General features: G+C 71.0%; 26 protein-coding genes. 12 read left to right on the top strand and 14 right to left on the bottom strand.

The window, feature by feature from the left end:
- Position 1: 1 nt before the first annotated feature.
- Positions 2 to 523: a phosphoribosyltransferase gene (locus AAME72_RS12675; protein WP_348786913.1), complete on the bottom strand. Its 522-nt coding sequence runs from the start codon at positions 521 to 523 to the stop codon at positions 2 to 4.
- A gap of 42 nt (positions 524 to 565) precedes the next feature.
- Between AAME72_RS12675 and AAME72_RS12670 the strand changes: the two genes are divergently transcribed.
- Both AAME72_RS12670 and AAME72_RS12665 read left to right on the top strand, forming a co-directional pair.
- Complete coding sequence (locus AAME72_RS12670; protein ID WP_348786912.1) at positions 566 to 2026, top strand: MFS transporter; 1461 nt, start codon at positions 566 to 568, stop codon at positions 2024 to 2026.
- Between the two features lie 14 nt (positions 2027 to 2040).
- Positions 2041 to 2832 carry a nucleotidyltransferase domain-containing protein gene (locus AAME72_RS12665; RefSeq protein ID WP_348786911.1) on the top strand — a complete coding sequence of 264 codons (792 nt, stop codon included), beginning with the start codon at positions 2041 to 2043 and terminating at the stop codon, positions 2830 to 2832.
- A gap of 93 nt (positions 2833 to 2925) precedes the next feature.
- Here the strand turns inward: AAME72_RS12665 and AAME72_RS12660 are convergent, their stop codons facing one another.
- Positions 2926 to 3402, bottom strand: a complete 477-nt coding sequence (locus AAME72_RS12660; protein ID WP_348786910.1) for a hypothetical protein — start codon at positions 3400 to 3402, stop codon at positions 2926 to 2928.
- A 159-nt stretch (positions 3403 to 3561) separates the two neighbouring features.
- The gene (locus AAME72_RS12655; RefSeq protein WP_348786909.1) at positions 3562 to 4884 is read right to left on the bottom strand and encodes a bifunctional o-acetylhomoserine/o-acetylserine sulfhydrylase; all 1323 of its coding nucleotides are present in this window, start codon (positions 4882 to 4884) and stop codon (positions 3562 to 3564) included.
- Between the two features lie 100 nt (positions 4885 to 4984).
- On the opposite strand from AAME72_RS12655, the gene AAME72_RS12650 reads away from it, so the two are divergent.
- The 7 genes from AAME72_RS12650 (at position 4985) to AAME72_RS12620 (ending at position 12140) form a co-directional block, all read left to right on the top strand.
- Positions 4985 to 5761, top strand: a complete 777-nt coding sequence (locus AAME72_RS12650) for an SDR family oxidoreductase (protein ID WP_348786908.1) — start codon at positions 4985 to 4987, stop codon at positions 5759 to 5761.
- A 3-nt stretch (positions 5762 to 5764) separates the two neighbouring features.
- Complete coding sequence (locus tag AAME72_RS12645; protein WP_348786907.1) at positions 5765 to 6457, top strand: ion channel; 693 nt, start codon at positions 5765 to 5767, stop codon at positions 6455 to 6457.
- Between the two features lie 57 nt (positions 6458 to 6514).
- Positions 6515 to 7720 carry a homoserine O-acetyltransferase gene (locus tag AAME72_RS12640; RefSeq protein ID WP_348786906.1) on the top strand — a complete coding sequence of 402 codons (1206 nt, stop codon included), beginning with the start codon at positions 6515 to 6517 and terminating at the stop codon, positions 7718 to 7720.
- A 14-nt stretch (positions 7721 to 7734) separates the two neighbouring features.
- Entirely contained in the window at positions 7735 to 8901 is a 1167-nt protein-coding gene (locus AAME72_RS12635) for an ATP-binding protein (RefSeq protein WP_348786905.1), read from the top strand.
- Entirely contained in the window at positions 8898 to 10094 is a 1197-nt protein-coding gene (locus tag AAME72_RS12630; RefSeq protein WP_348786904.1) for a hypothetical protein, read from the top strand. Before AAME72_RS12635 ends, AAME72_RS12630 begins: the two co-directional genes overlap by 4 nt.
- 34 nt (positions 10095 to 10128) lie before the next feature.
- The gene (locus tag AAME72_RS12625; protein ID WP_314149100.1) at positions 10129 to 10782 is read left to right on the top strand and encodes a response regulator transcription factor; all 654 of its coding nucleotides are present in this window, start codon (positions 10129 to 10131) and stop codon (positions 10780 to 10782) included.
- Positions 10783 to 10859: 77 nt separating this feature from the next.
- On the top strand, positions 10860 to 12140 hold the full coding sequence (locus AAME72_RS12620; RefSeq protein ID WP_348786903.1) for an MFS transporter: 1281 nt from the start codon (positions 10860 to 10862) through the stop codon (positions 12138 to 12140).
- Positions 12141 to 12150: 10 nt separating this feature from the next.
- On the opposite strand, the gene AAME72_RS12615 is transcribed toward AAME72_RS12620, so the two are convergent.
- Positions 12151 to 12720, bottom strand: a complete 570-nt coding sequence (locus tag AAME72_RS12615; protein WP_348786902.1) for a TetR family transcriptional regulator — start codon at positions 12718 to 12720, stop codon at positions 12151 to 12153.
- A gap of 115 nt (positions 12721 to 12835) precedes the next feature.
- Between AAME72_RS12615 and AAME72_RS12610 the strand changes: the two genes are divergently transcribed.
- Entirely contained in the window at positions 12836 to 14083 is a 1248-nt protein-coding gene (locus AAME72_RS12610) for an amidohydrolase family protein (protein ID WP_348786901.1), read from the top strand.
- A 45-nt stretch (positions 14084 to 14128) separates the two neighbouring features.
- Here AAME72_RS12610 and AAME72_RS12605 read toward each other — a convergent pair whose 3' ends face one another.
- Genes AAME72_RS12605 through AAME72_RS12590 form a run of 4 tightly spaced genes read right to left on the bottom strand, consistent with a single transcriptional unit; the run spans position 14129 to position 16929 of the window.
- A complete protein-coding gene (locus AAME72_RS12605) occupies positions 14129 to 14326 on the bottom strand; it encodes a hypothetical protein (RefSeq protein ID WP_348786900.1) in 198 nt (65 codons plus the stop codon).
- A gap of 2 nt (positions 14327 to 14328) precedes the next feature.
- Positions 14329 to 14637 carry a thiamine-binding protein gene (locus AAME72_RS12600; RefSeq protein WP_348786899.1) on the bottom strand — a complete coding sequence of 103 codons (309 nt, stop codon included), beginning with the start codon at positions 14635 to 14637 and terminating at the stop codon, positions 14329 to 14331.
- Between the two features lie 54 nt (positions 14638 to 14691).
- On the bottom strand, positions 14692 to 16035 hold the full coding sequence (locus AAME72_RS12595; protein ID WP_348786898.1) for a hypothetical protein: 1344 nt from the start codon (positions 16033 to 16035) through the stop codon (positions 14692 to 14694).
- 42 nt (positions 16036 to 16077) lie between these two features.
- Positions 16078 to 16929, bottom strand: coding sequence for an ADP/ATP-dependent (S)-NAD(P)H-hydrate dehydratase (locus AAME72_RS12590; RefSeq protein WP_348786897.1), 852 nt, complete (start codon positions 16927 to 16929; stop codon positions 16078 to 16080).
- Between the two features lie 33 nt (positions 16930 to 16962).
- Here AAME72_RS12590 and AAME72_RS12585 point away from each other — a divergent pair, with 33 nt between their 5' ends.
- Positions 16963 to 17580 (top strand): HAD family phosphatase, encoded by a 618-nt coding sequence (locus tag AAME72_RS12585; RefSeq protein WP_348786896.1) that lies wholly within the window; start codon positions 16963 to 16965, stop codon positions 17578 to 17580.
- A gap of 8 nt (positions 17581 to 17588) precedes the next feature.
- Positions 17589 to 18671, top strand: a complete 1083-nt coding sequence (locus AAME72_RS12580; RefSeq protein WP_348786895.1) for an NADH:flavin oxidoreductase/NADH oxidase — start codon at positions 17589 to 17591, stop codon at positions 18669 to 18671.
- Positions 18672 to 18688: 17 nt separating this feature from the next.
- Here AAME72_RS12580 and AAME72_RS12575 read toward each other — a convergent pair whose 3' ends face one another.
- The 6 genes from AAME72_RS12575 to AAME72_RS12550 form a co-directional block, all read right to left on the bottom strand.
- Positions 18689 to 19066, bottom strand: coding sequence for a VOC family protein (locus AAME72_RS12575; protein WP_348786894.1), 378 nt, complete (start codon positions 19064 to 19066; stop codon positions 18689 to 18691).
- Positions 19067 to 19178: 112 nt separating this feature from the next.
- Positions 19179 to 20216, bottom strand: coding sequence for a hemolysin family protein (locus tag AAME72_RS12570; protein WP_348786893.1), 1038 nt, complete (start codon positions 20214 to 20216; stop codon positions 19179 to 19181).
- On the bottom strand, positions 20209 to 21504 hold the full coding sequence (locus AAME72_RS12565; protein ID WP_348790131.1) for a hemolysin family protein: 1296 nt from the start codon (positions 21502 to 21504) through the stop codon (positions 20209 to 20211). The genes AAME72_RS12570 and AAME72_RS12565 overlap by 8 nt, the downstream gene beginning before the upstream one ends.
- 216 nt (positions 21505 to 21720) lie before the next feature.
- On the bottom strand, positions 21721 to 22386 hold the full coding sequence (locus AAME72_RS12560) for a DUF305 domain-containing protein (RefSeq protein WP_348786892.1): 666 nt from the start codon (positions 22384 to 22386) through the stop codon (positions 21721 to 21723).
- Positions 22387 to 22388: 2 nt separating this feature from the next.
- Complete coding sequence (locus tag AAME72_RS12555; RefSeq protein WP_348786891.1) at positions 22389 to 23021, bottom strand: DUF3105 domain-containing protein; 633 nt, start codon at positions 23019 to 23021, stop codon at positions 22389 to 22391.
- A 106-nt stretch (positions 23022 to 23127) separates the two neighbouring features.
- Entirely contained in the window at positions 23128 to 24567 is a 1440-nt protein-coding gene (locus tag AAME72_RS12550) for a GuaB1 family IMP dehydrogenase-related protein (protein WP_348786890.1), read from the bottom strand.
- Positions 24568 to 24616 lie beyond the last annotated feature (49 nt).

Here is a 24616-nt window from a genome sequence, read left to right as displayed (position 1 = left end):
TTCAGCGGGACGTCGCCGTCACCGGCGGCAGCGCCGACCAGGGGAAGGTGATCCAGCGGTCGGTGCGGCGCCAGACGAAGTCCGGCTCGAGCACGGTGCGCGGCTTCGAGTAGAGGCACACGGTGCGCACGTCGGCGCCGGATGCACCGATCAGGTCGACCACCATCGCGAGAGTCCGGCCGGAGTCGGAGACGTCGTCGACGAGGAGCACGCGCTTGGCCTGCAAGGCGGCCGCGTCGAGCATCGGCGGGAGCACGACCGGCTCCGGGAGGCGGGTGTCGACGCCGGTGTAGAACTCGACATTCAGCGCCCCGCACGCCTTGATCCCGAGCGCGTAGGAGATGGCGCCGGCCAGCAGCAGGCCACCGCGGGCGATGGCGACGACCATGTCGGGTTCGAACCCGGACTCGACCACCTCTCCCGCGAGATGACGGGCCGCATCGCCGAACTCGAGCCAGCCCAGGACCTCCCGCTCCGTCTCCGCGAGAACGCCTGAACCTGAATCGTCGATTTCGCTGGCCACGCATCTACCGTACAAGGGCGTGGCTGGTGTTAGCATCCGCGCATGACTTCGAAAGAGGCGGTCGCCCAGCGCCGGACGACGACAGCCATCGGCGCGACGGCCGCACTCATCGGGTGGTTGGCCCTCGTCGAGCTGACCAGCGGGATCCTGCAGGGCTACTACGTGCCGCTGATCTCGGACATCGTGAAGCACCTGGGCATCCACGACGCGGACTACAACTGGTTCGAGGCCGCTCAGCTGCTGCTCTCCGCACTGGTCGTGCCCGTGCTCGCCAAGCTCGGCGACATGTTCGGCCACAAGCGCATCCTGCTTCTCGCCACGCTGCTCACCGCGCTGTCGACGTGGGCGCTCGCGTTCTCGCAGGACTTCACGACGTACCTCGTCGCGTTCGCGCTGCAGGGCTTCTACGTGGTCTGGCTGCCGCTGGAGGTGGCGCTCATCTTCGACCGCGGCCGCCGCACCGGCACCGCCGCCTCCCGCACCCGCCGCGCCGCCGGTCTGCTCGTCGTCGCGCTCGAGTTCGGCGCGATCCTCGGGGCGGTGGGCGCCGGGATGCTGTTCACCGCGTTCGCGGAGAATGTGGCGCTCACGCTGATGGTGCCGGCGGTGGCCGTGACGCTCGTCTTCTTCGCGATCCTGTTCGGGGTGCCCGAGTCGGAGCCGGTGCCCGGCCGCCGCCTGGACGGCATCGGCTTCATCCTGCTCACCTTCGGGCTGCTGCTGATCACCTCGGGGCTGACGTTCCTGCGCATCAACGGCGTCGGCACCTGGTGGGTGTGGGCGCTGATCGTGCTGGGCGTGCTGGCGTTCATCCCGTTCGCCCGCTGGGAGCTGCGGCAGGAGGATCCCGCGATCGACCTGCGGGTGCTGCGCAAGCCGAACATGTGGCCGGTGCAGCTGACCGCCGGCCTCGTCGGCATCAGCCTGCTCGGCGCACAGGCGCCGCTCAGCACCTACGCCGGGACCGACCCGGTCAACGGCTACGGCCTCGGCCTCTCGGCCGGGCAGCGCAGCATCCTGATCGGCGCCTACCTGATCTCGATGATCGTCGGGGCGGTGCTGTTCCCGCTGGTGTCGTCGTGGCTGAACCCGCGGGTCACGCTGATCGGCGCGTCCTTCCTGGTGGCGATCGGCTACCTGCTGTTCCTGCCGTTCCACCTGGACACCTGGCAGGTCTTCACCAACATGGCCATCGCGGGCATCGGCTCCGGCGCCCTCGTCGGCGCGCTGCCGGCCGCGGCGGCGGCCGCAGCACCGCGCGGGCAGACCGGCGTCGCGACCGCGATGACGAACACGACCAAGACCATCGGCGGCTCCTTCGCCTCGGCGGTCTTCGGCGTCGTGCTGCTGACCGGCGCCGCGACGGTCACCGCCACGGCGGCGAGCCTGTTCGGCTACATGCTGGTCTGGACGATCTGCGGACTCGGAGCCCTCGTCGCCGCGGTGCTCCTCTTCTTCGTGCCGAAGCTGGCATTCGCGGACGCGGAGGTGCCCGCGATCTGACGGAAGGGGATCCCATGGATGCACAGCTGCCGAAGGCGGTGGACGACGCGCTCACGCGCTTCCTCCTCGAGCAGAGACGCCTCGCCCCCGGGCTGGTGAGCCGTGCGATCGTGACGGGTTCCGCCGTCGCCGGGGACTGGCACCACGGCGTCAGCGACATCGATGTGGTGTTCGTCGTCACCCGCGACCCGAAGGACGACCTGGAGGCGCTCGCGGGTCTGCACGCCGCGTCCGACCCGCACATCGACGGCGTCTACCTGACGGAGTCGGAGATCGCGCGCGGCCCGGACGCGGTCCAGACGGCGCCGCAGGTGGTGGAGGGCGTGCTCGTCTCGGCGCTGGAGGGCGGCCAGCTCAGCTGGGTCACCTGGCGGGAGCTGGAGGACGGCGTGCAGGGCGTGGTCGACGGCGGCGACGTCATCTGGTCCCCCACCGCCGACCGGCACCCGGACGTCGCGGAGGGCGTGGTGACGTTCTCGCGCGAGAACCTCATCGAGTACTGGGGGCCGCTCGGCGACGGCGCGGAGGCGGAGATCGCCGACCGCCCCGACGACGGCCCTGTGCGATCGGAGACGGTGCGCTGGCTGGCCCTGGGGCCCATCCGGCTGGTCGCCACGCTGGAGACCGGCCGCATCCTCTCGAAGACGGCGGCGGCCCGGTTCGCCCAGGAGCGCTGGCCGGAGCACGCCGACCTCCTCGACCGCGTGGTCCGCGACCGCGCCGGCGACCGCCAGACCTTCACCGCCGGCGACGCCCGTGAGGCCATCGCCCTCCTCCGCGCCTGCGTCGCGGAGGCGCGGGCGTAGGCCGCCTCGGCCCGCGCCCCCGGCCGAGCGGTCGCGACACGCCGCCTCCGCGCGCCCAAGGCGGCGTGTCGCGACCGTTGGCGGCGCCGGAGGTTACGGCAGGAAGGTAGGTCGCAGCCACACGGACGTGATCCCCGTCTCGTCCGTCCCGATCACGGTGTCCGTCGCCACGCGCGTCGCCACGGCGTCGCGGCGCCCGTTGGTCACGTTGCACCACCCGGACTCGGGGTCGTACTGCGTCCACCACACGTCGCTCTCGTCCTTCTGGAGGCTGAACCCCACACCGGGCACGATTCCCTCCGGGTCGATCATGACGACGCCGTCGACCACGTCGACGGGAGCGCCGGGAACAGTGAGCCAGGCCTGCCACGGCGAGTAGCCCCAGGCGTAGAGGATGATTCCCTGCGGCAAGCCGACCTCCACGGAGAGCGTTTCGGCCACCAGGGTGCCGACTTCGAAGCGCCGCCGCCGAAGGTCTGCAAGGTCGGACGGCTCGAAGTCGAAGGCGAGGTCGCCCTCCCGGTAGACGACCCGGCCTTGCAGGGGACTGCTGAGACTTTCGGCGTACATCGCTGCTTCTCCTCCGATCAGCTCTGGCTCGGACCCAGCGAGGTGTCGCCACCCGGGGCGGGCGGGCGGTCCGTCGGTCGAGACTATCGCCGACGGGACCGCAACGCGGAAGGCCCGGCGAGCACTCGCTCGCCGGGCCTCCCGAGACCGCAGGACGCGTCAGGCGCGCGCGGCCTCCACGACGGAGCGGGCCGCGGCGAGGCCCGCGGTGAGGTCGGCCTTCAGGTCGTCGATGTTCTCGAGGCCGACCGACAGGCGCACCAGGCCCGGCGTGACGCCGGCGGTGAGCTGCTGCTCCGGGGTCAGCTGGGAGTGGGTGGTGGACGCGGGGTGGATGACAAGGCTGCGCACGTCGCCGATGTTGGCGAGGTGGCTGAACAGCGAGAGGTTGTCGACCAGCGCGCGGCCGGCGTCGACGCCGCCCTTCAGCTCGAACGACAGCACGGCGCCGACGCCCTTCGGCGCGTACTTGTTGGCGGTGGCGTACCACGGGCTCGTGGGCAGGCCCGAGTAGTTCACCGTCGCGACGTCCGGGTGGTTCTCGAGGAACTCCGCAATGTCCTGCGCGTTCTGGGTGTGGCGCTCCACGCGGAGCGAGAGGGTCTCGATGCCCTGGATGAGCTGCCAGGCGCTCGCCGGGGCGATGGCCGCGCCGAGGTCGCGGAGCAGCTGCACGCGCGCCTTGATGATGTAGGCGAGCGCGTCGCCGACCGCGTCCGTGTAGACGGCGCCGTGGTACGAGGGGTCAGGCTGGGTGAGGCCGGGGAAGCGCTCCGGGTTCTTCGACCACTCGAACTTTCCGCCGTCCACGACCACGCCGCCGATCACGGTGCCGTGTCCGCCGAGGAACTTGGTGGCCGAGTGCACGATGATGTCGGCACCGTGCTCCAGCGGGCGGATGAGGTACGGGGTCGCGATCGTGTTGTCCACGATCAGCGGGACGCCGGCCTCGTGCGCGACGTCGGCGACGAGCGCGATGTCGAGCACGTTGATCTTCGGGTTGCCGATGGTCTCCGCGAAGAACAGCTTGGTGTTCGGGCGGACCGCGCGGCGCCACTCCTCGGCGTCGTCCTGGTTCTCGACGAACGTGGTCTCGATGCCGAGCTTGGCGAGCGTGTACTTGAAGAGGTTGTAGGTGCCGCCGTAGATCGAGCTGGAGGAGACGATGTGGTCGCCCGCCTGCGCGATGTTCAGGATGGCGAAGGTCGACGCGGCCTGGCCCGAGGCGACGAGGAGGGCTCCGGTGCCGCCCTCGAGCGCGGCGACGCGCTCCTCCACCACGGCCTGCGTCGGGTTCTGGATGCGGGTGTAGATGTTCCCGAACTCGGCGAGCGCGAACAGGTTCTTCGCGTGCTCCGCGTTGTTGAAGACGTAGGACGTCGTCTGGTAGATCGGGGTCGCACGGGCGTTGGTCACCGGGTCCGGCGCGGCGCCGCTGTGGATCTGCTTGGTCTCGAACTGCCAGTCGGCGGCGTCGGTCATGGCACTACTCCTCGTTCTCGGGTGGTTCCTAGCAGGCTAGACGGCGTGCTCCACCGGGGCAACGCACCCGAAACATGCCGTAACCCGTGAGAATGGGCAGATGAGCAACAGACGAGTGGTCGTGACGGGAGCGAGTTCGGGCATCGGCGAGGCGACGGTCCGCCTGTTCCGCGAGAAGGGCTGGGACGTCGTTGGCGTCGCCCGCCGCGAGGACCGCCTCCGTGCGCTCGCGGAGGAGACCGGCGCTGACGTGTTCGTCGCCGACCTCACCAAGCAGGACGAGGTGGACGCGCTCCGCGACCACCTGGCCGCGACCGGCGGCATCCACGCGCTCGTCAACAACGCCGGCGGGGCGCACGGGCTCGACTCGGTCGAGGCCTCCAGCATCGACGACTGGGTGTGGATGTACGAGATCAACGTCATCGCCACCAAGCGCGTGATCAGCGCGCTGCTGCCGCTGCTGCGCGACGGCGCCAGGGCCAGCGGCCACGCGGACATCGTCACCGTGACCTCCATCGCCGGCCACACCGCGTACGTCGGCGGCGGCGGATACAACGCGGCCAAGTTCGCGGAGCACGCGCTCACCGAGGTGCTCCGGCTGGAGCTGAACGGCGAGCCCATCCGCGTGATCGAGGTCGCGCCGGGGATGGTCGCGACCGAGGAGTTCTCGCTGGTGCGCTTCGACGGCGACAAGGCGAGGCGCGACGCGGTCTACGAGGATGTGCCGGAGCCGCTCGTCGCCGAGGACGTCGCTGAGACGATCGTGCACGCCCTCACGCTCCCCCGGCACGTGGATCTCGACCTCATCGTGGTGAAGCCGGTCGCCCAGGCCGCATCCCACCGCTTCCACAAGGGCCCGCTCACGGTCAAGAATTAGCGTGTGAGCGACGACGCGAAGCGCAAACGCTGGGAGCAGGCGACCGCCTGGCCCGGCATCGGCGCGAGCGTCGTCTTCCTCATCGCCTACTCCTGGACGATCCTGCAGCCAGGGATGCCGCACGCGGTGTACCTCGCGCTGATCGGCGTCCTCGGCCTGATCTGGGTGCTCTTCCTGCTCGACTACACCGTCCGGCTCGTCTACGCGGAGGACAAACGGCGATTCGTGCGGCGCAACGCCGTGGACCTGCTGTCCGTGCTGCTGCCGCTCGCCCGGCCCTTCCGCCTGCTCGGCGACCTCGGCCGGGTGCCGCTGCTGCGCGGGAACACGGCATCGCACCTGCGACGCAGGGTCCTCATCGTCGCCGGCTCGTTCGTCCTGATGTTCGTCTACGTCATCTCGCTCGCCGTGTACCAGGTGGAGCGCTACGCGCACGGCTCGAACATCCGCTCGTTCGGCGACGCCCTCTGGTGGGCCTGCGTCACGATGGCGACGGTCGGCTACGGCGACTACTACCCGGTGACCGTCACCGGGAGGCTGCTCGCCGTCGTGCTGATGATCGGCGGCATCGCGATCGTCGGCACCTCCAGCGCCACCATCGTCAGCTACCTCAACGAGCGCACCCAGCACCTCCGCCAGCGCCACCAGCACGAGACGGGACAGCAGCGGGCCGACGAGGGCTCCGACGACGGCTGACCGGGGCCCGGCGTAACACGTCAGCGTGCTCTGTGCCGCTCCGCAAGAATGGGACGCATGGAGTGGCAGACGTCGGCCGACACGGCCCCCTCGAGTTTCATCACCGAGGAGCAGGCGCGTTCGCTGCTCGGAAAGCCGCACGCCAGCGGGGCGTGGAAGGAGTCCGACCCGGTCGGCGGCCGGCGGTTCGCCGGCATCGGCGAGTTCCGCTTCGAGAGCGGGGAGACGCTCCCGTTCGTGCGGGTCGCCTACGAGACCTGGGGCGAGCTGAGCCCGGAGCGCGACAACGCCGTGCTGGTGCTGCACGCGCTCACCGGCGACAGCCACGCGGTCGGCGCCCCCGGTCCCGGTCACCCTACGGCGGGCTGGTGGCAGGGAATCATCGGGCCGGGCAAGGCCATCGACACCGACCGCTGGTTCGTCGTCGTGCCCAACATGCTCGGCGGCTGCCAGGGCACCACGGGACCCGCCTCCATCGCCCCGGACGGCGCCGAGTGGGGGCCGCGCTTCCCGTTCACGACCATCCGCGACCAGGTGAACGCGCAGGCCGCCTTCGCCGAGACGATCGGGATCGGCCGCTGGGCCGCCGTGATCGGCGGCTCGATGGGCGGGATGCAGGCGCTGGAGTGGGCCGTCAGCTTCCCCGAGCGGGTCGAGCGGCTCGCCGTCCTCGCCGCTCCGCCGTTCTCGACCGCGGACCAGATCGCCCTCAACTCGGTGCAGATCGAGGCGGTGCGCACCGACCCGCTGTTCCACGGCGGCTACTACTACGACGAGAAGGACGGCGAAGGCCCGCACCGCGGGCTCGCCCTCGCCCGGCGGATGGCGCTGCTGAACTATCGCAGCCCGTCCGAGCTGAACGCGCGGTTCGAACGCGCGTGGCAGAGCGGTATCAGCCCGCTCGGCGGCGGCGGCCGCTTCGCGGTGGAGTCCTACCTCGACTTCCACGGCAACAAGTTCACCCGCCGGTTCGACGCCAACAGCTACCTCACCCTGGTCGAGGCGATGAACTCGCACGACGTCGGCCGGGGACGCGGCGGACTCGCCGCTGCGCTGTCCCTGGTCACCGCGCGGACGCTCGTGCTCGGCATCGACAGCGACCGGCTCTTCCCCGTGGAGGGACAGGAACTCATCGCCTCCCATCTGCGGGACACGATCGACGGTAGGATTCCCGTGGTGATCCGTTCCGACTTCGGCCACGACGGATTCCTGATCGAGGACGACGCCGTCAGCGCCCACCTGAGGCGGCTGCTCGCGGAGTGAGGGAACGGAGGGGCATGTCGCGCATCCAGAAGGAGCGTGATCGGCTCCTCGCCACCACCGCGCGGACGGTCGGACTCACCGCCACGGTGACCGCGCTGCTGTGCCTGAGCGTGCCGGGCACCCTGCCGCTCCCCCTGTACTTCGCCTCCCTCGTCCTGCTGGTCTGCATGGGCTACGCCCAGTTCCAGCTCCCGGCCCTGCTGCGGATGCGGCTGTGGCTCTGGGTGATCGTGGTCGCCGGCGTCGCGCTGATCCTCATCCATCTGCTCCCGCAGCACGCCCTGGCTCCCTCGGCGGTGAGTGCGGTCGGCGTCATCGCCGCGGCGGCCATCCCCAGCGTGAGCGTGCTCGGCAGCACCTCTCGGGCGAGCATCGCGCAGCTGGTCGTCGCCGCCGTCGCGACCGTGCTCGCCACGGTCTCGACGCTGATGGTCACCGGCTCGCGGATGACCGAGGCCCTGGTCTTCGTCGTCGCCGGCTGGGTGGCGCTCACCGCGACCGGCATCTGGCTCTCGCGCACCGTGCCGCGGACGCTGAAGCGCATCTCCACCATGAGCAGGGCGTACCGCGTCGAGCGGCAGGCGAGCGAGACGGAGGCCAGGCGCAGACAGGGCGCGCGGCTGCTCCACGACACGGTCCTGGCGACGCTGACCCTGCTCGCGCACTCGGGCGTCGGCGTCAGCGTCGGGGCGCTGCGGGAGCAGGCGGCCGAGGATGCCGCGCTGCTGCGCCAGCTGCGCCTCGGCTTCACGCCGGACCCGAGCCGGTCCGGCGACTACCGGCTGAAGCCCGTGGAGGAGTCGACGCTCGGGAACACGCTCGAGTCGGTCAAGCAGCGGTTCCGCCGGATGGGCCTCGAGGTCAACTGGCACGGCTCCGGCCAGGTGCTGCTGCCGAGCGACATCCTCGACGCGTTCCTGCTCGCCCTCGCCGAGTGTCTGGAGAACGTGCGCAGGCACTCCGGCGTGAACGAGGCGCACGTGACGATCACCGACGACGAGACCACGGTGCGTGCGATGGTCACCGACTCCGGTGTCGGGTTCGACGTCGCGAGCATCCAGGAGGGCAGACTCGGCTTCACGGAGTCGATCGTGGCCCGGCTGCGCGACGTCGGCGGCAACGCCCGTCTGTTCTCGTCCCCCGGCAGCGGGACGACCGTGGTGCTGGAGGTGCCGAAGTGAGCAGGGTCGACGAGCGCACCATCCCGCACCGGCAGCTCGGGCGCTCCGGCTCCGGCGGCCAGGAGCGGGATGTGCTGAGTCGCGCGCGCCTCGACCTCGGCTTCAACGTCGCCTCCGTCGCGCTCATCGCCTTCCTGTTCGTCGTCGCGGCGCTGACGATCGGCTACGACCCGCAGCCGGCGCTGACCGGCGCGGCGTGGGGCCTGCTGATCGCGACCCTGGTGGTCGCGCTGGTGCTACGGTTCCGGCTCCCCGACGTGCTGCCGACGTGGGTGTTCGCCGGCGCTCTCGTCGTCTGGGCGATCGTGGTTGCGCTGGATGTGCTCGGCACGACCGGCGCGGGCACGTGGCTGCCGCTCACCGCCGCGGCCGCGGTCGGACCTGCCCTGCTGCTCTGCGCTCCCGTCCGCCCGGCGCGGGACATCGTGCTGGCGACGATCGTGCTCGGCGCGGCCGTGGCGACCGTGCTGGTCATCCGCTCGCTGCCGGACATGCAGATGCTCGGACCCGGCTTCGCGACCATCGCGGTCGCCGTCGCGCCCCCGCTCGTCGGGGTGCAGATCGTGCGCTCGCTCAGCACCCTCGTTCAGCTGGAGCTCGACCTGGTGCAGGTGCAGAGCACCGTCTCCTCCCCGGGCTACGCGGTGGGCATGATGGCGTCCGAGGAGCTGGCTCGCCTCGACCTCGCCGCCGAGCGACTGCTCGACGGTGTCGCCACCGGCCGCACCGCACTGCCCCTGGACGAGGAGACGGCGGGCACCGCGGCGAGCATCGCCACCGAGCTGCGCCTCCACCTGATCCAGGGCCGCAAGGAGACCTGGCTGTACCACGCGGTGACCGAGTCTGCGCTGCTCGGCCCCGCGGTCACGCTGAGCGACCCGGACGGCCTCGCCGCCGGCCTCAGCCGCGAGCAGCGCGACGGCCTGCTCACCGCGGTGTGGCTGCTCATCAGCGACCCGGTGCGCACCGGGGCGGGCCAGTCGCGCAGCCTCGATCTCGACATCGGGCGGGTCGAGGGGCCCGGAACGACCATGTCGATTGTGATCACTGCCACCGGTGTGCCGCGAAACGGGGTAGACCCTGCGGCGTGGCAAGCTATCCGTAAGGTGGGCCGCCACGTCGAGTCCTTCTCCGGCTCGACGCTCCGGCTCGAGATCACCACCGTGAGCGACACCACCGCCGAGCTGAGCTGACCCAGACGGCGCCCACAGGAAGAAAGGCTTGCTCGTGAGCGAGGCTCCCCCCATCAGAATCGCGATCGTCGACGATCACAAGATGCTGCTCGGCGCCCTCACCGAATGGATCCGCAATGCCGCGGACGACATCCGGATGGTCGCGGCGGTAGCCACCTGGCCCGAACTGCTCACCCACCCGGAGTTCCCGGTGGACGTCGTGCTGCTCGACCTCGACCTCAAGGACAACATCCCGGTCTCCCTCAAACTGTCGACGCTGAAGACGACGGGCGTGCGCACCGTGCTGATGAGCACGTACTCGGAGCCCGCCGTCGTGCGTGAGGCGCTCGCGGCCGGGGCGATGGGCTACCTCGTCAAGAGCGAGGACGCGGAGATGATCGTCGAGGCGATCCGCGCGGCCAGCAAGGGCGAGTCGTTCATCTCGGCCGAGCTCGACCTGGCGCTGAACGCGGGCGAGGTCGGCGGGGCGCCGAAGCTGAGCGCGCAGGAGCGCCGGGTGATGGCACTGTACGGGGCAGGCGAGCCGGTGAAGGCGGTGGCCTTCCAGCTCGGCATCTCCGACGAGACGGCCAAGAGCTACCTCAAGCGCATCCGTGAGAAGTACCGCGTGGCCGGCTACGACGTCGGCACCAAGGTCGCCCTGCGCAAGCGCGCGATCCAGGACGGCATCCTGCTCCAGAACGACTGACGCCCGGCACCACCCGCCGCCGCCCCCGGGCGTGCGGGTCGACGGTCGATCGAAACGATTCGATATATGCTTGGCGGGTGAACCCCGTCATCGCCGGGCCGACGCAGTTGTCGTCGGCCCGTATTCGTCTTGCCCTGCTCGCCCTCGCGCTCGGGGGCTTCGGCATCGGCTCCACCGAATTCGTCGCGATGGGGCTCCTCCCGAACATCGCCCACGACCTGCTCCCGCAGGTCTACGCGCAGTCGCCGGACGCGGCGAACGCGCAGGCCGGCTGGATCATCTCGGCCTACGCGCTCGGCGTCGTCGTCGGCGCGCCCACCATCGCCGCCCTTGCCGCCCGCTGGCCGCGCAAGAAGCTGCTGCTGTGGCTGCTCGTCGCCTTCACGGTCGGCACCATCGCCTCCGCGCTCGCGCCGACCTTCGGCCTGGTGCTCGTGGCCCGCTTCCTCTCCGCGCTTCCGCACGGCGCGTACTTCGGCATCGCCTCGCTCGTCGCCGCCTCCCTGATGGGGCCGGGCAAGCGCGGCCAGGGCGTCGCGTTCGTGCTCTCGGGGCTCACGATCGCCAACGTGATCGGAGTCCCGTTCATCACCTGGGTCGGCCAGGCCCACGGCTGGCGGATCGCCTACCTGGTGGTGGCGGCGATCTTCGCGGCCACCTTCGCCGCCGTCGCCCTCCTCGTCCCGTGGCAGGCGGGCAACCCGCTGGCCACGATGCGCAACGAGCTGAGGGCGTTCGGCCGGCTGCAGGTGTGGCTGGCGCTGCTGATCGGCGCCATCGGCTTCGGCGGGTTCTTCGCCGTCTACACCTATATCGCGCCGATGGTCACCTCCGTCACCGGGCTGCCCGCGTCGACCGTGCCGCTGGTGCTCATCCTCGTGGGCATCGGCATGACCGTCGGCAACATCCTCGGCGGCCGCATGGCCGACCGCAGCGTGCCGCGCTCGATGATGCTCTTCTTCGTCGTTCTGCTCGTGGGCCTCGCCGCGCTGTTCCTCACCGCGTGGAGCATCGTCGGCCTCCTGATCTCGGTCTTCGTGATCGCGGGCGCATCCTCCGCGCTGTCGCCGACCATCCAGACCCGTCTGATGGATGTCGCGCACGACAGCCAGTCGATCGCCGCCGCCCTCAACCACTCCGCGCTGAACATCGCGAACGCGGCCGGCGCCTTCCTCGGCGGGCTGACCGTGGCCGCCGGTTTCGGCTACCTCTCGCCCGTCGCGGTCGGCGCGGTCCTCTGCGTGGCGGGGATCGCGCTGGCGCTGGTGTCGTTCGGGATCGACCGCTCCCGCGTCCGCCGCGGCGTCGACACCGGCGTGGTGCACGCGCAGCACGCGGACCCGGTCCCGATCGACTGAGACCCGGCGCTCACACGCTCCAGCCGCGGCGCAGGTTGGCGAAGATCACGGCGAGCGCCTCGCCGGGCGACTCCTCGCGCGCGGCGATGTCAGGGCTCTCGAGGACGAAGCGCGCGAGCGCCCGCAGGTCGATGCGCCCGCGATCGCTCCATTCCTCCGCCAGGACCGCGGTGAGGGCGTCCTCGCAGTCGGTCCAGTTCTTGCGCACGTAGGCGCGCAGCGCCGGCGTTCCGAAGATGAGGTCGAGGAGCCGTTCCGTGTGCTCGTCCTCGGCATCGAACGGCAACCGGGAGGCCATGAACTCCTGGACGGCCGCAAGCGGATCCGTGCCTCCTGGCCGTTCGCGGACCGCCCGGATGAGGGCGTCCTGGCGGTCCTCCTCCTGCGGGAAGACCAGCGCGACCTTCCCCTCCGGGTAGTAGGTGAAGAGCGTGGTGAGTGCCACGTTCGCCTCGTCCGCGATCTCTGCAACGGTCACGTCGTCGAAGCCGCGCTCGAGAAACAGCCGGAGGGCCGCCTCGTGCAGTGCGAGGCGCGTCTGCGCGCGTTTGCGCTCCCTGAGTCCCGTTCCTGCGGCCATACCCCGAGTCTAGAGACTTTCTCGGATCCTATCCATTTTCGGAGTGATACTTTTTCTGTAGTGACTACAGAATTCTGTTATGGTCGATCCGATCCCACGGAGGAAGGAACCCGATATGAGCACGACCGCCATCATCAACGCCCGCATCTTCGACGGCGAGGGCACCATCGACGCCACGACGGCGGTGATCGAGGGGGGCCGGATCCGCTCCCTCGGACGTGCCGCACCGCGCGACGCCGAGATCGTGGACGCACGCGGGGGCACGCTGCTCCCGGGGCTCATCGACGCGCACGTGCACACCTCGGAGGACGGCCTCCGCACCGCACTCGCCTTCGGCGTCACCACGGAGCTCGAGATGCAGGGGATGTTCACCCGGGGCAACCGCGGGCAGGTGAGCAAGGACGACACGCTCGCCGACGTGCGCTCGGCCGGTTTCGGGATCACCCCGCCCGGCGGCCACCCGAGCGAACTGATGGACGACGACGGGGAGTCCGACGAGGCGCCGTGGGACGACGCCGATGCGGCGCACGGCGGCGACCCGTGGGCGGACATCGTGATGCCGTTCTCCACGACCCCGGAGGAGGCGGCCGCCTTCGTCCCGCTCCTGCAAGCATCGGGATCGGACTACATCAAGTTCATGATCGACGACGGCACGGTCGAGGGCGCCCCCGGCCTCCCGATGCTCGACGACGCGACGATCGCCGCCGGGGTCGCCGAGGCGCACCGGCGCGGCCTGCTCACCGTCGCGCACACCCTGACGCTGGATGCCACGTCCTCCGCCGTCTCGGCCGGCATCGACGGCCTCGCGCACCTCTTCATGGACCGGCCGCACACCGCGGAGGTCATCGACGCCGTCGCCGCGTCCGGCGCGTTCGTCGTGCCGTGCGTGGTGCTCGACGCGTCGATGATGGGCATCCCCGCGACCGCCCTCGCCGCCGACCCGCGCGTGCGCTCCCGGCTGGACGACGCGTGGCTCGCCACGCTCGAGGGCAGCTACGACCGCTACCCGCAGGGACGCCTCGACGACGTGCTGGCGTCGGTGCGCGGGCTGCACGAGGCGGGTGTCGACATCCTCGTCGGCACGGACGCATCCTTCCCCGCGCCGGCCTTCGGCGGCCTGGCGCACGGCGCGAGCGTCCACCACGAGCTGCAGCTGCTCGTTCGTGCCGGACTCACCCCTGCAGAGGCTCTGCGCGCCGCGACCGCGACCCCGGCCAGGCGGTTCGGGCTCGCCGACCGCGGCCGGATCGCCGAAGGGCTTCGCGCCGACCTGCTCCTCGTCGACGGCGACCCCACGACGCGGATCTCGGACACGTTGGAGATCCGGCAGGTGTGGCGACGAGGGACGCCGCTCCTCCCCTGACCGCGTCCGCCGCCGCACGGCCACCGAGGGCCGCTGCGGCGGCGCTCAGCGCGCGGCGTCGGCGAAGAACTCCGCGACGTCGACGTCCTCGGCCGTGTCCTGCGGCGCGAACGCCGTGCGCACGGCCCCGACCACCGCGACGATGACCGCGCCGAGCGCCGCACCGCCCACGAGCACGCAGGCGAGCACGAGCAGCGGCAGCCACCACGGAAGCGCGACGAGCCCGAGATACAGCCAGTCCATCGCTAGGCGCCCTGCTCCAGCGCGGCCTCGAGCCGCTCGACCTTGCCGTCGATCTCCCCGCTGTAGCCGGGGCGGATGTCGGCCTTCAGCACGAGGGACACCCGGGTGCCGTACGCGCCCACCGCCTCGGTGGCGCGCCGGACGACGTCCATGACCTCATCCCACTCGCCCTCGATCTCGGTGAACATCGAGGACGTGCGGTTGGGCAGCCCCGACTCCCGCACGATCCGGACGGCCGCCGCGACGGCGTCGTGCACCGAGGCGTCCGGCCCTTCGCCGCCACTGGGGGCGACCGAGAATGCGACGAGCATGTGACCCTCCTTCGTCCGTCCCAGTCTAGGAGCCGCTCGCGGGTTCGTCCCTGGTCAGTCCACGGCTTCGCGGACGGGAACGGGATGCGCGTCCGGCGCCGCGCGGAACGGCCACGCGTGCGCGGGCAGCAGGTCGCCCGCCGCCTCGTCCGCGTGCCGCTTGCGCCAGAGCGCGCCGATGCACCAGCCGAGGATGAGGAAGTAGCTGAGGTTGCGCAGCGTCAGCACGGCGACCATGACCGGCACCGGTGTCCCGAGCAGTCCGTCGTACAAGTAGGGATAGATCACCTGCGTGAGCGCGGCCGTCACCAGCACCAGCACCGCCGGCGTCTTGAATCCGCGGCCCTGGTAGACCAGGCCGATGATGACGGGCGCGGCGAGCCAGGTGATGTACTGCGGGGACCCCACCTTGTTGAAGGCGATGAACGCGGTGACCAGCGCAAGCGACAGCTCCGGCAGGATGCGGGTGTACGGCGTCCCCCTGTGCAGCGAGCGGATGCCGATCAGCGCGACCGTCACCGCGGTGACCGCCAGCAGCGGGTTCATCAGCGCGCCGGCCAGGATGGTGCCGTCGCCGGTGACCTGGAACGTCAGCAGCGTCGTGTCGTAGTAGACGACGGAACCCGGCACCTGGAAGGCGGCCTGCCACATCCAGAACGTCGCGACCGGGGCCTCGATCTGGATACCGCGGCCGGTCTGCATCGTGATGAAGCTGAGCACGTGCAGGCCGGCGCCGAAGATCAGCGGGACGGCCACGATGATCGCGCTCGTGACGGCGCCCACCGCGACGATCCGCCAGCGGCTGCGAAGTGCGATGACGGCGGCGACGAGGATGGCCGCCGGCCACACCTTGATCCAGGTGGCCACGGTCAGGACGACGACCGCCGCCTTCTCGTGCAGGGTCAGCCAGAGCAGACCGACGATCGCGAGCGAGGCGGACACCGAGTCCAGGCGCCCGACCGCGATCGGCCCGAGCAGCAGCAGGAACCCCAGCCACCACCACGCGGCGATGATCCGGCGCGGCTCCCTTCCGACGATCAGCACGGCGAACGCCGCGGCGTTCAGCAGCGTGACCATCGTCAGCCAGCCGCCGACGTAGTTGTCGGCGCCGAACAGCAGCGGGAGCATGATCGGCACCAGCGCGCCGAACGGGTACACCCAGTCGGAGTCGACGCCGACGATCTGCTTGCCGATCGCGGCGAGCTCCGCCCACGGCTTGTAGACGAACATCACGTCGCCGAGCCCCTTGCCCTGGTGCAGCGCGAGCGCGGCGAGCAGCAGATGGACGAGCAGGAACCCGATCCACAGGCTGAGCGGGCTCGCGGCCAGGCGGCGCATCGTCCCGGGGACGGCGTCGGGTGTCGCCGGTGCGGGCACCGGCGCGGCTTCCATCCCCATAGCGCCTCATCCTAGGGGATGCGGTTGTCCGCTCTGACGGCCCTAGGCGCCCAGCACCCTGCGGATCACCGAAGGCAGCGCCTCGGCGATGTCGAGGGCGACGATCGGGCCGCCGGCCGACGCCGACTCCCCCGCCCGGCCGTGCAGCCAGGCCGCCGTTGCGGCCAGTGCCGCGAGCGCCGCGTGGCCGTGCTCGCGCACCGCGTCGGCGTGCGTCGCCACCAGCGCGCCGAGAACCCCGCCGAGCACGTCGCCGCTGCCCGCTGTGGCCAGCCAGGCGGGGCCGGCGCTGACGGTGCGGTGCGCGCCATCCGGCGTGACGATGTGGGTCGTGTGGCCCTTCAGGAGCACCGTGACCCCGAGCGCAGCCGCGGCCCGTGCCGCCCACGCGGCGGGGTCGGCGCGCACCTCGTCCGCCGTCACGGCGTCCGAGTCGTCGTCGGCCGCGGCGGCGAGGACGCCCGCGAGCTCGCGGTAGTGCGGCGTGATGACAACGGGGCCGGCAGCCCTGCCGACCAGATCGAGAGCCCCGGCGTCGACCACGACGGGCGTTCCGTCGCCGAGCGCCACCGCCAGCCGTCCGGCATCGTCCGCGGGACGCGAGGACGCGTCCATCCCGGACCCGATCAGCCAGGCCTGCACCCGCCCCGGCGCCGAGACCACCTCGGGCCGGCGCCGCAGCACGTGCTCGGTGGGACGGTCGGCGCCGAGATAGCGCACCATCCCGACACCGGTCCGCGCCGCCGCCTCCACGCCCAGCACCGCCGCGCCCGGGTACATCGCCGACCCTGTCACGACGCCGAGCACGCCACGGGAGTACTTGTCGTCGCCCTCCTGCGGCACCGCGATCCACTCGCGCGCGTCCCGTTCCTCCCAGCTGCGTCCCTCGCTCACCTGCACCTCCACCCCTCACGATAGGTTGGTGTGGTGAGCATCGCCATCCCCGGTCGCGTGATCGTCTTCGACTACGGAGAGGTCATCTCCGTGACGCCGACGGAGGCGGACCGCGCGGCGCTCGTCGAGCTGGCCGGCGGCGACTCCGAGGTGTTCTGGCCGGCCTACTGGCGGCACAGGAACGCGCTCGATCAGGGCACGATGAGCATCCAGCAGTACTGGCGCGGCATCGAGGGCGAGCTGGGCGAGCAGTGGGCGGACGCGCGCATCCACCAGCTCTGGCTCGCCGACTTCCGCAGCTGGCTCACCATCGACCACGACACCCTTCAGGTGCTGCTTGACCTGAAGGCGGGCGGCACCCGGCTCGCGCTGCTCTCGAACGCGGGACGCGACTTCGGCTCGTACTTCCGGCACGGGACGCTGGGCGACCTGTTCGAGCAGGTCTTCGTCAGCGGCGAGCTCGGCACGATCAAGCCGAGTGCGGAGATCTTCCGACACGTCCTCGCCGAGCTCGGCACGACCGCGGAGCAGACGGTCTTCGTCGACAACAAGGAGGAGAACGTCCGCGGCGCCGAGGCGCTCGGGATCGCCGGCCACGTCTACACGAACGCCGCCGACCTCCGGGCATATCTCGAGGCCCTGGCGGCTTAGTGGTTAACATGGCTTCACTATTCGACCCGTTCACGCTGCGCGGCGTCACCGCCCGCAACCGGATCTGGACCTCGCCCATGTGCCAGTACTCGGTGCTCGACCACTCGGGGATCCCGCAGACCTGGCACCTCGTCCACCTCGGTTCGTTCGCGACCGGCGGCAGCGGCATCGTCTTCACGGAGGCGACCGCGGTGAGCCCCGAGGCGCGCATCTCGCCGCGAGACACCGGGATCTGGACGGACGAGCAGGCAGAGGCCTGGCGTCCGATCGCGGAGTTCATCGAGTCGCAGGGCGCCGTCGCCGGCATCCAGCTCGCCCACGCGGGACGCAAGGCCTCCAGCTGGCCGGCGTGGGGCTTCGAGGACCGGCACGGCAGCGTCCCAGAGGCCGAGGGCGGCTGGCGGGCGGTCGCGCCGTCGGCGATCGCGTTCGGCGACTTCGATGTTCCCGCCGAGCTCGACCTGGACGGCATCGACCAGATCGTCGCCGACTTCCGCGCCGCGGCGCGTCGTTCGGTGGACGCGGGATTCCGCATCCTCGAGATCCACGCGGCGCACGGCTATCTGCTCCACCAGTTCCTCTCCCCGATCGCCAACCGGCGTGAGGACGAGTACGGCGGGTCGCTCGAGAACCGCGCCCGCCTGCTGCTGCGCATCGTCGCTGCCGTGCGCGAGGAGGTGGGCGACGGCGTGCCCGTCTTCGTCCGGTTCTCCGGCAGCGACTGGACGCCCGGCGGGTGGGACGAGCAGCAGACCGCCACCGTGGCCGGCTGGGCGCAGGAGGCGGGAGCCGACTTCTTCGACATCTCCTCCGGCGGCATCCAGACCGGCATCCGCATCCCGCTGCAGCCCGGCTACCAGGTGCCGTTCGCCGAGCACGTGCGCAGCTCCGCCGAGGTGGATGTGAGCGCCGTCGGCCTCATCACCACGCCGCAGCAGGCCGCAGACATCGTCGAGAACGGCAGCGCGGACGCGGTGATGCTGGCGCGCGAACTCCTGCGCGACCCGCACTTCCCGCTGCGGGCCGCGCACGAGCTCGGCGTGCGGATCGACTACTGGCCGCCGCAGTACCTCCGCGCCGTCTGGCGCTGAGGCGGCGCCGCGAGCGGTCAGGCCGGCTGGGTCAGGCAGAGGTAATTGCCCTCGCTGTCCTGGAACCAGGCCGACCGGCCCTCGCTGTCGGTGGCGATGCCGTTCTCGGTCTTGAGGCCGGGGAAGTCGTAGTCGGCGAACACGACTCCTCTCCCCCGCAGGTGCTCCATGGCCGCCTCGATGTCGTCCACCAGCCAGCACATCGCGGTGTTCTGCGCCGTTCCGGCGTTCGCCGTCTCGTACACGTAGATCTTCGACTCGCTGCCCGTGCGGTAGCGGACACCCTGCTCACTCGTCGTCTCCGGCTCGAGCTCGAGCTTGTCGCGGTACCACGCAGTGGCACGCGCCAGGTCCGAAGCAGGAAGGACGGAGTACGTCACGCATGACTCCAACATGAGAATTCCTCCTCTTCATCTCCGGGCGGCATGCTACTCGCGCCCTCGACGAGCGGGGATGCTGGACGTGTCGTTCTAGGCGGCCGCGGCGGGCCTGCCCGGGCGGCACGACTCAGCTGCGTCGCGTCGCGTCCTGCACCTCGCCCACCAGCTCCTCGATGATGTCCTCGAGGAAGAGCACGCCGGCCGTCGAGCCCTCGACGTCGACAACGCGGGCGAGGTGGCTGCCAGAGCGCCGCATCGTGGCGAGTGCATCCTCGAGGTCCGCGTCGACGAACACCGTGACGAGCCGGCGGATGCGCTTGGCGGGAACCGGCAGCTCGAACCCGGTCTCCTCCAGGTCGAGCACGTCCTTCAGATGCAGGTAGCCGGTCGGCTCCCCGTCCCCGTCGGGCACGACGTACCGCGAGAAGCCGTGCTTGGCGACCGCCTTCTCCACGTCGGACGGGGTCGGCGCCAGCGGCAGCGAGACCAGGGTCTCCGGCAGCACCATCACGTCCCGCACCTTCTTCTCGGTGAACTCGAACGCGGCCGTGAGCGCGCCGGTGCTGTCGGTCAGCACACCCTCCCGCGTCGACTGGCTGACGATGGTCGCGACCTCGTCCAGCGTGAAGGTGCTCGCGGCCTCGTCCTTCGGCTCCACCCGGAACAGCCGCAGCACGGCGTTCGCGGACGCGTTCAGCGCCACGATGATCGGGCGCACCGCGCGGCCGATCGCCACCAGCGGGGGCGCGAGCAGCAGGGCTGCGCGGTCCGGCATCGAGAACGAGATGTTCTTCGGCACCATCTCGCCGAAGACGACGTGCAGGAACGACACCAGCACGAGCGTGACGACGAAGGCGATCGTCCCGATGACCTCTTCCGGCCAGCCCGTCGCATGCAGCGGCACCTCCAGCAGGTGGTGGATGGCCGGTTCCGACACGTTCAGGATCAGCAGCGAGCACACGGTGATGCCGAGCTGGGTCGTCGCGAGCATCAGCGTCGCGTGCTCCATCGCGTAGAGCGCGGTCTTCGCGCTGCGCTTGCCGCGCTCGGCGAGCGGCTCGATCTGCGAGCGGCGCGCGGAGATGACGGCGAACTCGGCGCCGACGAAGAAGGCGTTGACGGCAAGGAGCACGACCAGCCACGCGATTCCGGCCCAGTCACTCATGGGCCACCCCCTCCGGGTCCGGGGTGAACCGGATGCGGTCGACCCTCCGGCCGTCGAGGCGCTCGACCCGGAGCGTGCCGCCGTCGATGGCCACCTCGTCGCCCACCTTCGGCAGGCGGCCGAGCTCGTTCATGACGAATCCGGCGACGGTCTCGTACGGCCCCTCCTCCGGCACGGTGACGGCGGCCTGCTCGAGCAGCTCGTCGGGTCGGAGGATGCCGGGGAACGTGATCGACCCGCGGCCGCGCACCACTCCCGCCCTCGTCCGGTCGTGCTCGTCCGCGACCTCGCCGACGATCTCCTCGACCAGGTCCTCCAGTGTGGCGATGCCCGAGGTTCCGCCGTACTCGTCGACCACCACGGCCATCTGGTAGCCGCGGCCGCGCAGCTCGCCGATGAGCGTGTCGAGGCTCATCGTCTCCGGGACGCGCAGCGCCTCGGTCTGCAGGGCCGAAACGGGGACCCGTCCACGGCGCTCGCGCGGCACGGCGACGGCCTGCTTCACGTGCACGAAGCCGACGACGTCGTCCACATCCTCGTCCACGACGGGGAACCGGGAGTAGCCGGTCGTGCGGGCGAGCCCGATCACGGCGTCCGCGGGGTCGGTGCGCTTGACCGCCTCCACCCGGGGACGCGGTGTCATCACGTCGGACGCGGTGCGGGTGGAGAACGCGAGTGTGCGGCTCAGCAGGGTCGCCGTGTCCTCCTCCAGCACGCCGGCGCTCGCGGAGCGGCGGACGAGCGAGGACAGCTCCTCGGCGGTGCGGGCACCGGAGAGCTCCTCCTTCGGCTCGATGCCGAGCAGCCGGAGGAAGCCGTTCGCCGTGCCGTTGAGCACGGCGATGAACGGCCGGAAGACGGCCGTGAACACCGTCTGGAACGGGATGACGAGCTTCGCCGTCGCGATGGGCAGGGCGAGCGCGAAGTTCTTCGGCACGAGCTCGCCCAGGATCATCGAGAGGAGCGTCGCCACGGCGATCGCGACCACGGTGGCGATCGGCGCGACGGCGCCCTCCGGCAGGCCGGTCGCGGTCAGCGGCCCACGCAGCAGCGAACTGATCGCCGGTTCCATCGTGTAACCGGTGAGCAGGGTCGTCAGGGTGATGCCGAGCTGCGCGCTCGACAGGTGCGTCGAGGTGATCTTCAGCGCGGCGATCGTCATGGTCAGCCGCGATTCGCCCCGCTCGCGACGGGCCTCGAGATCGCCCCGGTCGAGGTTGACCAGTGCGAACTCGCTCGCGACGAACAGACCGGTGCCGACCGTCAGCAGGAGACCGACGGCCAGCATGATCCACTCAGCGGCCACGGGAATCACCCCGCCCCGGAGTCAGCCGTTCGTGCGGGCGCGGATCGAATGGGCGCGAATCGAATGGGCGCGGTGCGGACAGATGTCGTGAAGGAGGGTCGTCCATTTCGCAAGGAGTATAGCGGCGCGCACTGGGAAGCGGCCCGGTCAGCGCGCCGGATTCCCAGCTATCCCGTGGCTGGAACGACACGTCGGCTTCTAGGACCGCTCGGCGAGCATTCCCCGCATGAGGGTGATCTCCGACTCCTGGCTCTTCACGACCGCGTCGGCGAAGGTCCGGACGGAGGGGTTCTCGCTGCGGGCGAGCACCGCCTCCGCCATCTCGACGGCACCCTCGTGGTGGGCGATCATCAGCGTGAGGAACCGCCGCTCGGCGTCGACGCCGGTCGCCGCGCGCAGTTGCGCGATCTGGGCGGGCGTCGCGAGGCCCGGCATCGGGTCCCCCGGGCGGTGGCCTGCGCCCGATGCGCCGTGCGAGTGGCCGCCGCCCGCCGCGGCGCCGACGGTGGCCGGGCGCGTCATCCAGGTCATCTCCGGCTCCGACCCCGCCTGCGGCAGCTTCCACTGCACCAGCCAGCCGAAGAGCTGACCGGCCTGCTGAGCCTGCGTGGTCGCGATGTCGTATGCCAGCGTGCGGGTCGCGGCGTCTGCCGTCCGATCGCGGACGATCATCGCGAGCTCGACCCCCTGCTGGTGGTGCACCTGCATGTCCCTGGCGAAGCCGGCCTCCGCACTCGTCTCCGACGGCGTCTGCGCCGAGGCGACGCTGAGCCGGCCGGCGGAGAAGGCCAGCGCCCCGGTCACGAGGACGACCACGACGCCGACGACGATCAACGGCCACGGCCGCCGGGAGTCCGCGGCCACCCTCAGGAGACCTTGCCGGGCGCGTCGAGGCCGCCGACGCACGCGGCGCCCGGCTCCGGCGTGTCCGGGCCCTGCCAGTACTTCTGGATGAACTGCTTCACCCGCGGGTCGTCGGCCTTCTCCACCGTCAGCTGGTGGTTCCACGCGCTGAGCACGATGGGAGCGGGCAGACCCTCGTACGGCGACAGGACGCTGTAGGTGTCCGGGAGGTCGGCCTTCAGCGTGTCGACGGCGCCCGTGTCGAGCCCAGGCCGGTAGGTGACCCAGACGGCGCCGTGCTCGAGGGAGTGCACCGCATTCTCCTTGGGGACCTCGCGGTCATATACGCCGCAGTTCAGCCAGACCGGGTTGTGCTCGCCACCGGCGGGCGGGTTCTGCGCGTAGTCGACGGTCCCCTGCACATGGTTGCCGCCGGTGTAGTCGAAGCTCTTCACCCCCGCGATGGAGTCGACGGGCTTCGGCGCCGTGATGATGACGGTCGCGATCAGGGCGATCACGGCGACGCCTCCCGCGATCGCCGAGACGATCGCGATGCGGCGGTTGCGCTTGCGCCTCGCCTGCTCCTTGCGGAAGGCTTCGAGCTTGGCGGCGCGGGCCTCGGCCTGCCGTTGCTTGCGGTTGGGGGTCTGGCTCACGTCGGGCCTCCTGGGTAACGGGTGTCTCCAGAGCCAACCCGACCTGAGCCGCGCCTCATCCGGGAACCGGGCGCTCCCAGGCGCTTAACAGCCGATCGATAAGCGGTTACCAGCTGACCGGGAGCGCCTTGCCCTCCTCGTATCCCGCCGCAGACTGGATGCCGACCAGCGCCCGCTCGTGGAACTCCGGCAGCGTGCGCGCCCCGGCGTAGGTGAACGAGCTGCGCACACCGGTCGTGATCATGTCGAGCAGGTCCTCCACAGAGGGCCGCAGCGGGTCGAGGTAGATCCGCGACGAGGAGATGCCCTCGGCGAAGAGCGTCTTGCGGGCCAGCTCGTACGCGTCCAGCCGCTCGAAGCGGCCCTTCACCGCCTTGGTGGACGCCATCCCCCAGCTCTCCTTGTAGAGCGCGCCGTTCTCGTCCCGGTCGAGAGCGCCCGGCGCCTCGATCGTGCCGGCGAACCACGACCCGATCATCACGGAGGCGCCGCCCGCGGCGAGCGCGAGGGCGACGTCCCTCGGGTAGCGCACGCCACCGTCGGCCCAGACGTGCGCGCCGAGCTCGCGCGCGGTCGCGCTCGTCTCGAGCACGGCCGAGAACTGCGGCCGCCCGACCGCGGTCATCATGCGGGTGGTGCACATCGCGCCCGGGCCGACGCCCACCTTGAGGATGTCGGCACCTGCGGCGACGAGGTCGCGCACGGCCTGCTCCGTGACGACGTTGCCCGCCACGATCGGCAGGCCGAGGCCGAGCCCCTTGACGGTGTGGATGGCCCGGCGCATCCCGTCCTGGTCGCCGTGCGCCGTGTCGATCACGAGCACGTCCACGCCTGCCGCGGCGAGCGCCTTCGCCTTGCCCGCGACATCCCCGTTGATGCCGACGGCGGCGGCCACCCTCAGGCGTCCGTTCGCGTCCAGTGCGGGCTGGTAGATCGTGGAGCGCAGGGCGCTCTTCCTGCTCAGCGTCCCGACGACGCGCCCGTGGTCGAGCACAGGGGCGAACTCGAGCCCGGCGGCGTCCATCGCCGCGAACGCCGCACGGCCGTCCGCGAGGTCCTCCGCGTCGAGGGAGGTGAGGGCGCCGTGCAGCAGGTCGCCGATCCTGGCGTCGGGGAGGGCAGAGCCGAGCTGCGAGGTCGCCAGGCAGCCGAGGTACGCGCCGTCGGCGTCGTGCACGACCACGCCGTGTCCCTCCACCGCCGGCACCCGGCGCAGCACGTCGGCGACGGTCTCATCGGGGACCGCCTGGTACGGGGTGTCGAAGGCGACCGGCTGGGCCTTCACCCAGCGGATCGCCTCGTCCAGGTCCTGCAGGTGCATGTCCTGCGGCAGGACGCCGAGGCCGCCGCGGCGCGCCAGGGTCGCGGCGAGTCGTTTGCCGGTGACCGAGTTCATGTTGGCCGAGACGATCGGGATGGTCGCGCCGGTGCCGTCGTTCGGCGCGAGTGAGACGTCCAGACGGCTCGTCACGTTCGATCGGGACGGCACGAGGAACACGTCGGAGTAGGTCAGATCGTGGCGGGGCGACGTTCCATAGAACTGCATGAGAATAACGGTATCGCTCCCCGCTGAACGGCCGCACCGGGCCGCCGAT

The organism is Leifsonia sp. NPDC080035 (assembly GCF_040050925.1).
GTDB lineage: Bacteria > Actinomycetota > Actinomycetes > Actinomycetales > Microbacteriaceae > Leifsonia.
The sequence above is the reverse complement of the archived record's forward strand: the minus strand, read 5'-3'. Positions and strand labels throughout refer to the sequence as shown.